The organism is Pseudoalteromonas mucoides (genome assembly GCF_049257175.1).
Classification (GTDB): domain Bacteria; phylum Pseudomonadota; class Gammaproteobacteria; order Enterobacterales; family Alteromonadaceae; genus Pseudoalteromonas.
The window spans coordinates 17,924-33,687 of record NZ_JBMMUC010000009.1 but is presented as its reverse complement, the minus strand read 5'-3'; the positions used below and the strand labels follow the sequence as shown (position 1 = coordinate 33,687).

At 40.0% G+C, this 15,764-nt stretch carries 12 protein-coding genes; 10 read left to right on the top strand and 2 right to left on the bottom strand.

Annotation, left to right across the window (positions count from 1 at the left end):
- Positions 1-107 precede the first annotated feature (107 nt).
- The 3 genes from pheS to ihfA are packed head-to-tail and all read left to right on the top strand — an operon-like array spanning position 108 to position 3,793.
- Positions 108-1,088: a phenylalanine--tRNA ligase subunit alpha gene (gene pheS / locus AAEU30_RS11230; RefSeq protein ID WP_421960585.1), complete on the top strand. Its 981-nt coding sequence runs from the start codon at positions 108-110 to the stop codon at positions 1,086-1,088.
- A gap of 15 nt (positions 1,089-1,103) precedes the next feature.
- Complete coding sequence (gene pheT / locus AAEU30_RS11225; protein ID WP_421960584.1) at positions 1,104-3,491, top strand: phenylalanine--tRNA ligase subunit beta; 2,388 nt, start codon at positions 1,104-1,106, stop codon at positions 3,489-3,491.
- A gap of 2 nt (positions 3,492-3,493) precedes the next feature.
- Positions 3,494-3,793: an integration host factor subunit alpha gene (gene ihfA, locus AAEU30_RS11220; RefSeq protein ID WP_002960690.1), complete on the top strand. Its 300-nt coding sequence runs from the start codon at positions 3,494-3,496 to the stop codon at positions 3,791-3,793.
- A 46-nt stretch (positions 3,794-3,839) separates the two neighbouring features.
- Here the strand turns inward: ihfA and AAEU30_RS11215 are convergent, their stop codons facing one another.
- Positions 3,840-4,640: a DUF2989 domain-containing protein gene (locus tag AAEU30_RS11215; protein WP_421960583.1), complete on the bottom strand. Its 801-nt coding sequence runs from the start codon at positions 4,638-4,640 to the stop codon at positions 3,840-3,842.
- A gap of 177 nt (positions 4,641-4,817) precedes the next feature.
- On the opposite strand from AAEU30_RS11215, the gene AAEU30_RS11210 reads away from it, so the two are divergent.
- The 7 genes from AAEU30_RS11210 (at position 4,818) to AAEU30_RS11180 (ending at position 13,481) form a co-directional block, all read left to right on the top strand.
- Positions 4,818-6,260 carry a glyceraldehyde-3-phosphate dehydrogenase gene (locus tag AAEU30_RS11210; RefSeq protein WP_421960582.1) on the top strand — a complete coding sequence of 481 codons (1,443 nt, stop codon included), beginning with the start codon at positions 4,818-4,820 and terminating at the stop codon, positions 6,258-6,260.
- 209 nt (positions 6,261-6,469) lie between these two features.
- Positions 6,470-7,600: a M14 family metallopeptidase gene (locus AAEU30_RS11205; protein WP_421960581.1), complete on the top strand. Its 1,131-nt coding sequence runs from the start codon at positions 6,470-6,472 to the stop codon at positions 7,598-7,600.
- A gap of 318 nt (positions 7,601-7,918) precedes the next feature.
- On the top strand, positions 7,919-9,433 hold the full coding sequence (locus AAEU30_RS11200; RefSeq protein ID WP_421960580.1) for an alanine/glycine:cation symporter family protein: 1,515 nt from the start codon (positions 7,919-7,921) through the stop codon (positions 9,431-9,433).
- A 149-nt stretch (positions 9,434-9,582) separates the two neighbouring features.
- Positions 9,583-9,909, top strand: coding sequence for a hypothetical protein (locus AAEU30_RS11195; RefSeq protein WP_087533642.1), 327 nt, complete (start codon positions 9,583-9,585; stop codon positions 9,907-9,909).
- Between the two features lies 1 nt (position 9,910).
- Positions 9,911-10,192, top strand: coding sequence for a YeaC family protein (locus AAEU30_RS11190; protein ID WP_087533641.1), 282 nt, complete (start codon positions 9,911-9,913; stop codon positions 10,190-10,192).
- Complete coding sequence (locus AAEU30_RS11185) at positions 10,182-12,863, top strand: DUF349 domain-containing protein (RefSeq protein ID WP_421960579.1); 2,682 nt, start codon at positions 10,182-10,184, stop codon at positions 12,861-12,863. The genes AAEU30_RS11190 and AAEU30_RS11185 overlap by 11 nt, the downstream gene beginning before the upstream one ends.
- 63 nt (positions 12,864-12,926) lie before the next feature.
- On the top strand, positions 12,927-13,481 hold the full coding sequence (locus AAEU30_RS11180) for a YceB family lipoprotein (protein WP_421960578.1): 555 nt from the start codon (positions 12,927-12,929) through the stop codon (positions 13,479-13,481).
- Positions 13,482-13,581: 100 nt separating this feature from the next.
- Here the strand turns inward: AAEU30_RS11180 and AAEU30_RS11175 are convergent, their stop codons facing one another.
- A complete protein-coding gene (locus AAEU30_RS11175) occupies positions 13,582-15,207 on the bottom strand; it encodes an alpha-glucosidase (RefSeq protein WP_421960577.1) in 1,626 nt (541 codons plus the stop codon).
- Positions 15,208-15,764 lie beyond the last annotated feature (557 nt).

The window sequence follows — 15,764 nt, the reverse complement described above, 5'->3', positions numbered from 1 at the left end:
AGAAAGAATTCAATAAGATTAGTATAAAGCCTAGAATCTAGTCCTTGCTTTCAGTTATCATTAGTCAACAAAAATGTAATCACCTTCTGTGAAAGATCAGGTATCGAATGAACTTAGAAAATATATTAGCGCAAGCACTTGAGGCCGTTGCCAGTGCCAATGAAATCGCGCAGCTTGAAGATATCAGGGTAAATTATCTTGGTAAAAAGGGCGAAATCACCAGCTTATTAAAAACGCTTGGTAAGATTGCGCCAGAAGAGCGTAAAGAAGCCGGTCAAGTTATCAATCAAGCAAAACAAGATGTACAAGTCGCGATTAACGCAAAACGCGAATTACTTGCTAGCAAAGCACTTGAAGAAAAACTTGCCGCAGAAACAATTGATGTAACACTGCCAGGACGCGTTATGCCTACTGGTGGCCTTCACCCAGTTACACGTACAATTGAGCGTATTGAAAGCTTTTTTGGTGAATTAGGTTTTGCTGTAAAATCAGGTCCTGAAGTTGAAGATGATTTTCATAACTTCGATGCGCTAAATATTCCTGAGCATCATCCAGCACGTGCTGATCACGATACCTTCTATTTTAATCCAAAGCTTGTGTTACGTACCCAAACAAGTGGTGTACAAATACGTACTATGGAAACTGAGCAGCCACCACTGAGAATTATTTCTCCGGGCCGTGTTTATCGTAATGATTACGATCAAACACACACACCAATGTTCCATCAGGTTGAAGGCCTAATGGTCGATACAGATGTGAGCTTCACAGAGCTTAAAGGTATTTTGCACGATTTCTTACGTAACTTCTTTGAAGAAGACATGGAAATTCGTTTCCGTCCATCTTACTTCCCATTCACAGAACCGTCAGCTGAAGTAGATGTGATGGGTAAAAATGGTAAATGGTTAGAAGTATTAGGTTGCGGCATGGTTCACCCTAATGTACTTAAATCAGTGGGTATTGATCCTGAAAAATACACCGGTTTTGCCTTTGGTATGGGTGTAGAGCGTTTAACTATGTTGCGCTATGGCGTAAATGACTTACGTGCGTTTTTCGAAAACGATTTAAAATTCCTAAACCAGTTCCGTTAAGAGTGAAGATATAAAATGAAATTTAGTGAAAAGTGGTTAAGAGAGTGGGTTAATCCTGCAATTGACACGCAGGCTCTTTCGGAACAGTTATCGATGGCCGGTCTTGAAGTTGATGCTGTAGAGCCAGCAGCAGCCAAATTTAACGGTGTTGTGGTTGGTGAAGTTGTTGAATGTGGTCAACATCCTGATGCAGACAAATTACGTGTAACAAAAATCAATGTTGGTGGCGATGAGCTACTTGATATTGTGTGTGGCGCACCAAATTGTCGTCAAGGTATTAAGGTTGCAGTAGCAACTGTAGGTGCTGTATTACCGGGTGATTTTAAAATTAAGAAAGCCAAGCTTCGTGGTCAACCATCTCACGGCATGTTATGTGCGTTTGTTGAGCTAGGTATTAGCGAAGAGGGCGATGGCATTATGGAATTGCCATTAGACGCCCCTGTTGGCACTGATTTACGTGAATATTTAGGGCTTGATGACAATATCATTGATGTTGATTTAACACCTAACCGTGGTGACTGCTTAGGTATCAAAGGGATTGCTCGTGAAGTAGGTGTACTTAACAGTATTGATGTTAAAGCGCTAGAAATTCCAGTAGTTAAAGCCACAATTGACGATAAAGTATCAATTGAGCTAGTTAATGAAGATGCTTGTCCTCGTTATTTAGGACGTGTAATTAAAGGCATTAACCTTGATGCAGAAACACCGCTTTGGATGGTAGAAAAACTACGCCGTAGTGGTATTCGCTCAATCGACCCTGTGGTTGATGTAACTAACTTTGTGTTGCTTGAACTTGGTCACCCAATGCATGCGTTTGACTTAAATGCGATTGAAGGCGGCATTAAAGTTCGCAGTGCAAATGCAGGTGAAGAACTTGTTCTACTTGACGGCAACACTGCAAAGCTAAATGAGTCAACCTTAGTAATAGCCGATCACAGTAAAGCGTTGGCAATTGCCGGTATTTTTGGTGGTGAGCAATCAGGTGTAACTGAGAAAACGTCTGACATTTTATTAGAAAGCGCGTTTTTCAACCCAGTAGCTATTGCTGGACAAGCACGTAGCTACGGCTTGCACACTGATGCATCGCATCGTTATGAACGCGGTGTTGATTTTGCTTTGCAACATGATGCCATGGAACGTGCAACAGCATTATTACTTGATATAGTCGGTGGTGAAGCTGGTCCCGTTGTTGAAGCCGTTGCTAAAGACAAGTTACCAAAAGTAACAGAAGTACGCTTGCGCCGCGAACGCTTAGACCGCGTAATAGGTCATCACATCGCAGATGAAAAAGTAACGGATATCCTAACGCGCTTAGGTCTTGATGTGAAAATTGTTGATGGTGTGTGGAGTGCAGATGTACCAAGCTACCGCTTTGATATTCGCATCGAAGAAGATTTAATTGAAGAAGTAGCGCGTGTATTTGGTTACAACAGTATTCCAAATGTAGCACCTACAGCTAAATTGAAAATGACGACGCATAATGAAGCAACCATTGCCGTGAATAAATTTCGCAATGCACTTGTGACACGTGGTTATCAAGAAGCCATTACTTACAGCTTTGTTGATCCAAAAGCGCAAACTATTTTGCACCCAGACAGCGATGCACTTATCTTACCGCACCCGATCTCAAGTGATATGTCAGCAATGCGTGTAAGTTTGATGCCAGGATTGTTAGCGTCATTGGTTTATAACCAAAACCGTCAGCAGCCTCGAATTCGTTTATTCGAACATGGCCTTAAATTCTTACGTGATGAAAACGCAGAAAACGGCGTTAACCAAGTGGCAGTTATTGGTGGTGTTATTACGGGCCTTGCTCATGGTGAGCATTGGGTTGAAGAAAAGCGTAATGTTGATTTTTATGATTTAAAAGGTGATGTTGAAGCATTACTTTCATTAACTAATGATATAAATCGTTTTGAGATCAAAGCAGAGCAATCTGATGGTTTACACCCAGGTCAATCTGCAGCTATCTATGTTGATGGCAAAAAAGTAGGTTTCTTTGGTGCCATTCACCCTCAAGTACAAAAATCGCTAGATATTAATAATGCGGCTTATGTATTTGAAATTGAAATGTCAGCAATTGAAAAAAGAAATTTACCTGAAGCTGTAGGGGTATCTAAGTTCCCTTCAAACCGCCGCGACATCGCTATTTTAGTGGAAGATCAGGTGAAATCTGGCGACATTTTATCAGTGATAGAAAAAGTTGGCGGAAATCAATTGGTTGACCTAAACTTATTCGATGTGTATAAGGGCAAAGGTATTGAGCCAAATTATAAGAGTTTGGCGATTGCTCTAACACTGCAGGCGGTTGATAGAACACTCGAAGAGAAAGATATCAATCAGGTAGTTGATAACGTGGTGGCCGCATTGGCCGAACAGTTTAATGCATCGTTGAGGGACTAGATATGGCGCTTACTAAAGCCGACATAGCTGAACACCTATTTGAAAAACTCGGGATCAATAAGAAAGATGCCAAAGATTTAGTTGAAGCGTTTTTTGAAGAAATCCGCTCAGCGCTTGAAAAAGGCGAGCAGGTTAAGCTCTCTGGATTTGGTAACTTTGATCTTCGTGATAAAAAAGAAAGGCCTGGACGTAACCCGAAAACAGGAGAAGATATTCCTATTTCGGCGCGTCGAGTGGTCACTTTTAGACCGGGTCAGAAATTAAAGACCCGTGTCGAAGTAGGCACCAGTAAAGCAAAATAAAAAAAGGCAGCGTAAGCTGCCTTTTTCTTTTATGGCTATTGCGAAACTAAAATCCTCGCGGGGATACAAATTGACCGCTTTGAATGCTGTCGTATGTTTGCTGTGCCAGTGCCTCCAAACTGTCTAAACTTTTACCTGTGGCTGTTAATTGGTGCTCAATTGGTAAAATATCAATATTTTTTATGCCAGATAACTGAGCGACGCGGGCAAAGGTATATGCGTGTTTATATTTTTCGTGCTTGTTAAATAAACTCACTAGCGTCATATACACTTCAGGGTTTGGAATTTGATCTGCTTCATTGAGTTCCAACGTTTTGTAGAGTAAATCAATGGTTTTTTCTTCATCAAACTTAATGTAGTAAGATGCTAAGAAAAATTGCATCTGTGCATCTTGCGTTACACTTGGATCATCTTCAAGTGCTAAAAGTTTAGTCAATGCAGACTGATCATTATTGCGAGACCAATGATAATAAAGTAACCCAGGGTGATTAGTGCCTTTGGTATCTTGATAAATTCGTGTCATCTCTTTAATGCTTGTTAAATGACCTTCAACACGTGACGTCGTTTTTTCTTTTAGTTTGATGTGTTCAATTTTTGCTGCAAGTGATACACACTGACTATACTCTTCAAAGCCTTGTAACAGGGCGTACTTGTTTTCTTCTGTAGGCTGCTTATATTCATGGTATCGTGCCATGATTACATCAGCACGTTGTTTTTTACAGTGGCTGTCTTTATTTAAATCGTTACATAACCCTGGAGTTTCTTTACACACCTTTGCTTGCGTAAGCGGCTCTTCACAGCCGGTTAGTGCTAATAAACTCAATAATACACTTGCTCTGAGCAACATCCCTTAACCCCATAGTAATATCTTGTTATTTATTCTAACCCAATGAATTGATCTGTAACAGTGGAGAATAATGTGAGTTTAAATTAGAATAGCCCTGCCCATACTAGCGAGTTGCTCTCACATGCATAATTCGCATTATGGTTATCCGTTCAAAAATTGTTTAATTAGGTAAAAAACATGACCTCATCTCACGAGTTAGAATATACAAATAGCTGGCAAGAACGCCAAGATTACGCTGAAAGCATGCAACCGATTATTGGTAAACTTTACCGTAGTCGTGGTGTTGAAATTGCCGTTTATGGTCGTCCGCTTGTTAATGCAAGCACCATTGATATCATTAAATCTCATAAAACAGTGGCACAATTCGAAGGCACTAAACTGCGTTTACGTGAAAGCTTCCCGTTTTTAGAAGCTATCAGCAAAATGGATTTAAACTCAGCACGCATTGATATTGGTAAACTTGCCTATGGTTATTTATTTAACGATGCTGCTAAAGGCCGTTCAGTTGAAGAATACTTAAATGATGAGCTAGCTGAAATCATTAACTCAAAAGCAAAAGAGCCGCGTGATGTTGTATTATATGGCTTTGGCCGTATTGGTCGTTTATTAGCGCGTTTGCTAATCGAAAAATCAGGCCCGTATGCTGACTTACGTTTACGTGCAATTGTTGTGCGTGGCGGTAAAGAGGGTGACCTTGAAAAACGTGCAAGCCTTTTACGTCGTGATTCAATTCATGGACCATTCAATGGCTCTATCACCATTGATAAAGAGCGTAATGCAATTAAAGCAAATGGTAGCTACATCCAAGTTATCTATGCTAACTCGCCAAGTGAAGTGGATTACACCGCTTACGGTATTGAAAATGCATTAGTTGTTGATAACACGGGTATCTGGAAAGATGAAGCAGGCCTTGGTCAACACCTAGAGTCAAAAGGTGCTGCAAAAGTATTATTAACAGCCCCTGCAAAAGGTAATATCAAAAATATCGTTTATGGTGTAAATAACCAAGATATTTTACCTGAAGATAAAATTGTGTGTGCGGCAAGCTGTACAACAAACGCAATTACACCAACACTTAAAGCATTAAACGATAAGTTTGGTATTAACAACGGTCATGTTGAAACGGTGCATTCTTATACCAATGACCAAAACTTGATTGATAACTACCATAAAGCTGAGCGTCGTGGCCGTGCTGCGGCACTTAACATGGTAATTACCGAAACGGGTGCTGCGAAAGCAGTATCAAAAGCGCTACCAGAACTTGAAGGTAAGCTGACAGGTAATGCTATCCGTGTTCCGACGCCAAATGTATCTTTAGCCATTTTGAACCTTAACTTAGCAAAAGACACATCAGTAGAAGAGTTAAACTCTTTCTTACGTGATGCTGCACTGCATTCTGATTTACGTGATCAAATTGATTACACCGCCTCTACAGAAATCGTATCAACTGACTTAGTCGGCAGTCGTTACGCTGGTGTTGTTGATTCACAAGCAACGATTGTTGATGGCAACCGTGTTGTACTTTATGTTTGGTACGATAATGAATTTGGCTACAGCTGTCAGGTTGTGCGTTGTATGCGTGATATGGCTGAGGTTTCATTCCCAAGCTTGCCACGTTAATCTGTAATAGCTATAAATATTTACAAAAAGCCAGCGAATGCTGGCTTTTTTAATCGTGAACTTTTTCCAAAGCTTTAAGCGTGTGGTAGGGTAACTTTACTCAGCTACATTTTACTAACAAAGCATCCTTTCATTGGGGTGTTGTTTAATTTCTAACTGACAAGCGACTGACTGTTAGGAGTTACTTTTAACCTAAAGGTTTATTTTAGATGAAAATCACCAGTAATTTTGACAGTGGTAATATCAATGTTATTGAAGCCACTGATCCATTAAATATACAGCTTGAGATCAACAAAGATCACCAGTCTGACTTTTTCCAATGGTTTCACTTCCGTCTCGAGACCACACCTTTTCAAAATCATAAGCTACACATCAACAACCTTGAAAACTCAGCGTACCCAGATGGCTGGGTAGGTTATCATGCAGTTGCATCTTATGACCGTCAAACTTGGTTTCGTGTACCGTCAAGCTACGAAGAGGGCACATTAAGCTTTGAGATTGAGCCTGAGTGCGGCACAGTCTATTTTGCATACTTTGCACCTTACAGCTATGAGCGTCATCTAGACTTAATTACATGGGCACAAAGTCAAGAAGCATGTCAGCTAGAAACCTTAGGTGAAACACTCGACGGCCGTGATATGAGTGTATTACGCGTAGGTGGTGATAGCGATGAGAACAAAAAAACAATTTGGATCACCGCACGTCAACACCCGGGCGAAACCATGGCTGAATGGTTTGTTGAAGGTGTATTACATAAGCTTCTCGATGACGAAGACCCACATGCAGCGGCGTTACTTTCAAAAGCGGTATTCTATATAGTGCCTAACATGAATCCAGATGGCAGTGCTCGTGGACACTTACGTACTAATGCTAAAGGGGTTAACTTAAATCGTGAATGGCAAACACCAAGCATGGAAAATAGCCCTGAAGTGTACTTAGTGCTTAATAAAATGCGTGAGACGGGCTTAGACATGCATTTAGATATCCACGGTGATGAAGCTATCCCGTATAACTTCTTTGCTGGTAGCGAAGGTATCCCATGTTATGACGAACGCTTAAAAGGTTTAGAAGATAGCTTTAAAGCAGCAATGCATATCGTAACACCTGAATTTCAGGATGTTCATGGCTATGACAAAGACGAACCAGGGCAAGCTAACTTAACCGTTGGCTCCTCTGCGGTTGCACAAGAGTTTAATGCACTTGCTTACACCGTTGAAATGCCATTTAAAGATAATGATGGCTTACCGGATCCAGATTATGGCTGGTCTGATCGTCGCTCTTATCAGTTTGGTCAAGACACATTAGCAGCAATTGTTAATGTGGTTGATAAGCTTAGATAATCACTAAGTAATGGGCATTAGCTAAGGGTGATGCCCATCACAATATGAGCGATAACTTTATTATAAATTCAGCAGGAAACTCTTTAGTTGTTTAAATATAAAACAAAAAATTAAATAAGATTTTATAAAATTTGTGCGGACAGTTGAATAAATTAGTAATTATGAAAATTAAGTGTTAACTAAAGCGGTTGGTTTAAGTTAATATGAAAAAGCTGAAAGTTAATTAAGCTTTCTTATTTATTACGTATGTCGCGCATTCTGAGTAACTAAACAGAGTCTCGTAACTAAAAATAAAAAATATAATTATAGAGGATATCCATGGAAGCTTTTGTAAGTGCCGTTAATGACGTAGTTTGGAGTAGCGCACTCATTTACTTATGTCTAGGCGCAGGTCTATTTTATTCAATTCTAACTCGCTTTGCGCAAGTTAGACACTTTAAAGAAATGTGTAAACTATTACTCACTTCTAATCGTTCAACTACGGGTATTTCATCTTTTCAAGCGTTAGCTGTTTCGTTATCTGGCCGTGTAGGTGTAGGTAACATTGCCGGTGTGGCTGCTGCTATTGGCTTTGGTGGTCCAGGTGCCATTTTTTGGATGTGGATTGTTGCCTTTTTAGGTGCCAGTACTGCTTATGCAGAGTCTACATTAGGACAAATTTATAAAACAGAAGAAGACGGCCAATATCGTGGTGGCCCAGCTTATTATTTTGACCGTTGTCTAGAGCAAAAGTGGTTAGGTATTTTATTTGCTGTTTCTGCAATCATTGCCTGTGGAGTATTTCTACCTGGTGTTCAAGCCAATGCCGTTGGTAACGCGTTTACCCAAGTATTTGGTAATGGTGAAATGGTAACAACGAGTTTTGGTGAAGTTGGTACGTTTAAGCTTGTAGCACTAGCCATTATTTTAATTGTGTTAGCCTTTATTATTTTTGGCGGCATTAAGCGTATTGCAAACTTTACCCAAATAGTTGTGCCATTTATGGCGCTTGGTTACATTGTATTAGCGTTGATCGTTGTATTTTTAAACGTGGATAAAGTACCGGGTATTTTCTCATTAATTCTTACGGATGCATTCACCGCGCAAGCTGGTTTTGGTGCTGCGATAGGTTGGGGTGTTAAACGTGGTATTTATTCTAACGAAGCCGGCCAAGGTACAGGTCCACATGCAGCCGCTGCTGCAGAAGTTGATCACCCAGCACAGCAAGGCTTAGTACAAGCATTTTCAGTGTATGTTGATACTATATTTGTATGTACGGCTACCGCGTTCATGATATTAATCACTAAACAATATAATATTGTTGGTGAATTACCTGCGGGGCAATTTATTGTACAAAATGTTGATGCTGCAACTGAAGTTGGCTCAGCTGCATTTACGCAAATGGCTTTATTTAGTGTATTTGGTGGTTTTGGTGAAGCTTTTGTTGGTGTCGCTTTATTCTTCTTCGCATTTACAACGATACTTGCGTACTACTACATAGCAGAAACCAATGTGGCTTACTTAAATCGCTACTTTAAAGGCAGTATCCCACTTTTAATCGTGAAGTTGGTTATTATGTTTATGGTGGCATACGGCATGGTTAATAACTCCGGCTACATCTGGAGCATTGGCGATATCGGTGTGGGCCTAATGGCGTGGATCAACATTGTTGGTATATTGGCTATTTTCTTTGTTGCAAAGCCTGCTTTGAACTGTTTGCGCGATTACGAAGAACAAAAGAAAGCGGGCGGAGAAATCACATTTGACCCTATTAAATTAGGCATTAAAAATGCGACTTTCTGGGAAAAACGCTTAGAACAAAAGAGAAAAGAAAAAAGCAATCTAGCAGACTAACGCATTTAATTTGTTGATATCGCTGTGCAGCTTGCATTTTTTTCGAATCTTCACAATTGAGTGAAATTCAAAAAAGACATCGACCAATAAAACACGTACAATAAAGAGCGCCGCAAGGCGCTTTTTTTATGCGAAGTATGGAGAGATGTATGGCGATTGTTAGTTGTCCTAATTGTAATAAGTCGATATCAGATAAACATAAGCAGTGCCCTCACTGTGAAAATAATGTGGCAGAGCTTAACGACGAGCAACGCCAGCAATTAGCGCGTGAAAAACGCATTCAAAAACAGCAAATGTTTATGAACCACTCCTTTTTCGCATTATTTATATTCTTAGGTGGTTTCTTCTGCTTATATTTCTTACAGCCAGAGCCAAAAAGCGCCAATTGGTACGCATGTACTGCTGCGATTGGCATTGGTTGTATTTGGTATTTAATTAACCGCGTTATTTTAGTAACACTCAAGAAGAAAAAATGACATGAACATCGACAATCTTGTAAATAGCATTACCCCTGAATTATTTGAACGCTTGCAGTATGGCGCTGCAACAGGAAAATGGCCTGATGGCACAGTATTAAGTGATGAGCAAAAAGAACAAACCGTACAGCTGGTTATGCTTTATCAAGCTAAAGTAGCCCAGTCTAACGAGCAATTTACCATTGGCTCAAATGGCGAAATGGTACAAAAAACTAAAGCACAACTACAAAAAGAATTCACCGCAGATAACGAAATAGCAAGGTTTAGTGAACATGATCTTTAAACACCTTTTTACCCCTAAATGGAAGCATCCAAAACTACACATCCGTTTAGCAGCGATAGAACAGCTAGATGCCCAACGTGATGCGACTATTCTGAACACCCTTGCTTTAGATGACACATCTGCTGAAATTCGTAAGAAAGCACTTAATAAAGTAGATAATTTAGTACTTTGGTGGAAAGCATATAAGCAAGATCAAAGTTTAAAAGATTTAGCTGAACAGCATATTTCTAATGCAGTTTTAAATAATGAACAATCACTTACCAGTGATATAAAGAATGAATACATTGAACGTTTTGCGCCGGTTAAAACTTTAGAAAAGCTCGCTTTTGCTGAAAAAGAGCTACAAGTAAGAGTTAAACTACTAAAGCGTTTAGCGAACCCTAAATTAACCGAAAAGGCGTTTAAAGAAGGCGCTGTTGAACTACAGCAGCAGCTAGTTGAATTAGTTATAAATCAACAATTAGCTAAAAATTTAGTAAAGCATGCTCAGGGTGAAGCTAAAACAGCCTTACAAACACATTTAGAAAATGAACGTTTAGCTGTCGAAATGCCAGTGCAAGTACACAATGAAACACGTGTTATTTTAGCCAAGCTCAATGCATTACGTGACAAACAAGATTATGAACAGGTAAATCAGCAAAACCAACTATTAGTCGCCCAGTGGCAAGCAATAGAACTAAAGTGGCTAAATGCAGAGCAAGTAGCTGTTTTAGACGAAAAGTACCAATCAATCACGGCAAAATTAGATGCGCATTTAGCGCAGCTTAATGCGCAGTATGAGCAGCAGCAAGCTCTATTAATACAAAAGCAACACGAAGTGTTAGCGCTGGCTAACCTCGAAGCTTTAAGTGAAGAAATTGAGAATGCATTACAGCTTGGTTTAGAAACTCCAGAGCAAATACAACAAGACTGGTTAGATGCAAAAGTTGAACAAGCGCAAGTTGCAATTGCGCAAAGTGAACTTGGTAATAGCGAACAAAAAACACAAGTAGTAGGTAAACTGACTCAGTTGTTTAAGCAAGTTGCGCAATTACCACAATTAACTCAAGCAATTAGTGACTTTAAACTTGCATTTGACGTGTTAAATACAGTTCCTACCGAAGTTGATAAGAGTACATTTGACCAAGTAAATAGTGATTTTAATAACGCATTAAAAGCAGCAAATACGCCTTTAAAGCAATTACCAGTGTCATTGCAAGGCCCTTTTAAAGCGCAATTAAAGGCGAAGAAACAAGCTTGGCAAGAAGCCGTCGCGCCGTTGAGCACGCAACTGACAAAAAGTCAGCAACAGGCGAGCCGTAAAGGCCGTGATGTTAAACGCTTAATTGAACAAGGGCGCTTTAATGTTGCTTTTGGTGTGTTTAAAGGCTTTATTGAGCTGTATGACACACTCACTCCTGTTTACGCTCAGCAATTAGATAAACTTAAAGATGAACTTGAGCAGCAACTTGCCGATGCGCGTGATTGGCAAAAATACGCATCTGCACCTAAACGTGAAGAGTTACTGGCAGAGATCACAGCGCAGCTTGAGCAACCATGTACAGATGCTAAAGTACGTGCTAACGAAGTGAAAACATTACGTCGTCGTTGGAATGAGCTTGGCCGTTTAGACACAGAGCAAGAGCAGCTTCAAGGCAAAGAGTTTGATGAAAAAATTGAACTATTGTTTGCACCATGTCGTGAGCATTTTGCGCAATTAGAGCAACAACGTGAGCAAATTAAGCAACAGCGTGAAGCAGTCATTGCGCAAATGCAGGCACTTGCACAAACAGATACCAGCATTGATGGGTTTGAGTGGAAAGACTATGAAAGCCAGTACAACCGCATAAACAAGGCATGGCGCAACGCTGGTAATGTTGAGCCTAAAGTATATCGAGCATTACAAGAGCAGTATAAACCGCATCAACAAGCTGTATTTAATGCACTTAATGCGTTTCATAAAGCAAATAGCGCAGCTAAAAATGCCTTAGTAGAGCAAGCACAGCAACTTAGCCAATCAGACGATTTAGCCAGCGCGTGTCAGCAGCTCAAAGAGCTACAGCAACAGTGGCAAAAAGTGGGGTTTGCAGGTGTTAAAGCTGAAAATGCGCTGTGGCAAAAGTTTCGTCAATTTAACGACCTAACCTTCGCTAAGCGCAGTGAAGAGTTCGCTCAACATAAAGAACAACAAGATGCCGACAATGCAATAATTGCACAGCAATTAGCTGAACTTGAAGATGCCCTTGGAGCGGTAAATCAAAAAGCGCAGTTGCTTGATTTAAAAACAAAAGTCACGGCATTGCCTAATGCAAAAGAACTGGCAAATAGAGTGAGCACATTGCTTAGCAATATTGATGCTAAGTTAGCCCGGTTGACAGAGCAAGCTGCAAAAGCTGATTTTGCCGCTTTGTTTAGCGCCCTAGAGAACCAACAGCCGATCCCTGCACAATGGCAAGGTAATGCTAGCACGCCACTTTCGGTTGCACAGTTACTTATCCGCATGGAAATTTTAGCTAACGTTACAAGCCCAGCAGGCAGTGAACGTATGGCTGAGCAAGTTGCCATGTTGGATGATAAGCACCGCGGTGAGCAAGCTGACTTACATTTTTATCTAAAACAATTATTAGCGCTCAGTGGGGGTTCAGTTGATACTGACACACTAACACGCTTAAAAACGGTTTTCAGTGTTTAGTAAATAAATACGTTACACAATAATAAAGCCGCATTTTGCGGCTTTATTTTTAAAGGAAGTTTCATGAAGTATATTTTATTAATTGGCTGCTTATTTTTGTCAGCATGTAATACCACCAATGGTGTGTCTGTTTATTCATTTACAAACAGTGAAATAGAGTCTGTTCTTAACCAGCAATTACCAAAGCTGAGTGAACAAGTTAAGTTAATGGGGTTACCGGTACAATTTGATGTCAACGACCTTAGTGTGAATGTAGGCCCTGACAACCGTGATGTAGTGGTGCTGGGTGCTGATTCAAGTGCAATTATTAATGCCTTTGCTATTAAATACCCTGTGCGGCTGAAGCTACAGATAGAAGGTGCGCCATTTTATGACAGCGAGAAAAAGGCCGTATTTTTACGTAATGTAAAGTTACTGGATTCATCAATCGACGCAGGTGGCTTTAAAGGAAATTTAGGTGTACTTGATGATGAAGCAATGAAAGTTATTAATGGCTTTTTAGCGGTCAATCCTGTGTATACGCTTAATATGAATGACCCAAAAGTGGCATTATTAAGTAAACTGCCATTAGATATGAAAGTTGAGCAAGGTGCGATAAAACTCGTGCCGAGTATATAATAGGTGCAAGTTAAGTAGACAGACCTAAAACGCATATTGACAAAAAAGCCCTGATGTTCAGGGCTTTTTGATTCCAGGGGGGAATTTGCTAAGGGCTAAACTAATTCACATCTGCGTAAAAACAACCAAAACCGGGCAGGGTTAACGTGTTATCTGTTACAGTGCCAGTGTGATGAGCAAGCTCCTCATGAGTGTTAACTATTGTATTTCTCATTGTAAGAGATGCATTACTGCCAGCTAAGTTGAATACACATAGCATTGTTTTATTTTCAAAGCGACGATAGAAGGCAAGTAACGGCTCAGCTGTATCGATAAACTCAATGTCACCTTCAACTAATACAGCTTGGTTTTTTCGCCATGCCATAAATTCACGAAAAGCATTTAAAATAGAGTCGGAATTAGCATCTTGTTCATCTACTGCTTGCTTCTTATGATTCGCATCAACAGGCAACCAAGGTTTCGCATGAGAAAACCCAGCTTGTTCGCAGTTATCATTATGCCAAGGCATCGGAGTTCGACAGCCATCACGGCCTTTAAAGTTTGGCCAGAAGGTAATGCCGTATGGGTCTTGTAAGTCTTCAAATGCAACGTTTGCTTCACCAAGTCCTAGTTCTTCACCTTGATACATACAAACACTGCCACGTAGTGAAGCTAATAGGGCACTGAGCATCTTACATTGCGCTGGATTAATACTGCTATCACTGCTCCAGCGGCTCGCAACACGTTCCACATCATGATTACTGAACGCCCAGCATGGCCAGCCTTCAGTCATTCTATTCTCTAATGTTTCAACTGTTGTACGAATGTATTCGCTACTGTAGTCATTTGTAAGAAGCTCAAAGCTGTAACCCATGTGCAGCTTATCACCACCTGAAGTGTATTCAGCCATTGTAGCGAGTGAGTCTTCTGATGATATTTCACCTAATGATACCGTGCCTGGGTATTTGTTGAGTAAGGCACGAATATCCTGCATGAAGCTGATATTTTCAGGCTGCGTGTTATTGTAGTGATGATATTGAAACGCATACGGGTTATCTTCACTAAAGCCGCGACCTTGGCGTTTTTCAGGCGGCTTAGCAGGGTTGTCACGCAGCTGTGCATCGTGATAACAAAAGTTAATTGCATCCAATCTAAAGCCATCTACCCCTTTTTTAAGCCAAAACTCCACGTTATCCAAAACCGCTTTACGAACATCTGGGTTATGAAAGTTTAGATCAGGTTGCTCAGTTAAAAAATTATGTAGGTAGTATTGGCCACGACGCGGCTCCCATTGCCAAGCAGGCCCACCAAAAATACTTAACCAATTATTTGGTTGTGTACCATCTGGTTTTGAGTCTGCCCATACGTACCAGTCAGATTTATCATTGGTTTTATCTTCACGGCTGTCTAAAAACCATTGATGTTGGTCTGACGTATGACTTAATACTTGGTCAATAATAATTTTAATATCACGCTGGTGAGCTTGAGCAATTAAATCATCAAAGTCATTTAAGTCACCAAACAATGGGTCAATATCACGATAATCACTGATATCATAGCCAAAGTCTTTCATAGGGGACTTAAAAAATGGTGAGATCCAAATAGCATCAACACCAAGACTTTTAATATAGTCAATTCGAGAGATGATCCCTTTTAAATCACCAATTCCATCGCCATTGGTATCTTGAAAACTGCGCGGGTAAACTTGATAAATAACCGCACCTTTATACCATTGCTGCTGAGCCATGTTTTTCTCCATCGTGACAATGCTGCTTCACCACATTAGTCGTAGTGATTACGTCAATCTTATATGTGGCTACTACTTCGCCACGTTATTTTTTAAAAAGCATACGTGAAGGCTACAAGACTGTAAAAAGCCTGCATACGTATGCATGATAAATAGATTTCAAAAGCTATAGATACAGCACAGCAAATTGCGCTTTAACAACACAATATCCTCTCATCATAAAACCTTACCAATTACAGCTTAATAAAAATTAACATTCTACTCCGTTCATTTTGGTGCGATTTTAAAAGGGTTTGCGAGTTGTTGGTGCACGCTCATAATGGTCTTACCAATTTTCTATTGTAAAAAGTAACAATTTTTAGTGCGCTATATTATCAAGTTTGTTTGAAATTAAATGCTTAGAGGTTAAAAGAGTGAAAATACACTAAGTGTGGTTGGCGAAATTAATTTACTGATTAGTTGCACTATAACTGTTGTTGTTTATCCTTATAAAAACAAGGTGTTGCCACTTGGTTTGTGAAAACTTTGTTAAATAGATTGTTTTTGCACTAGCCTGA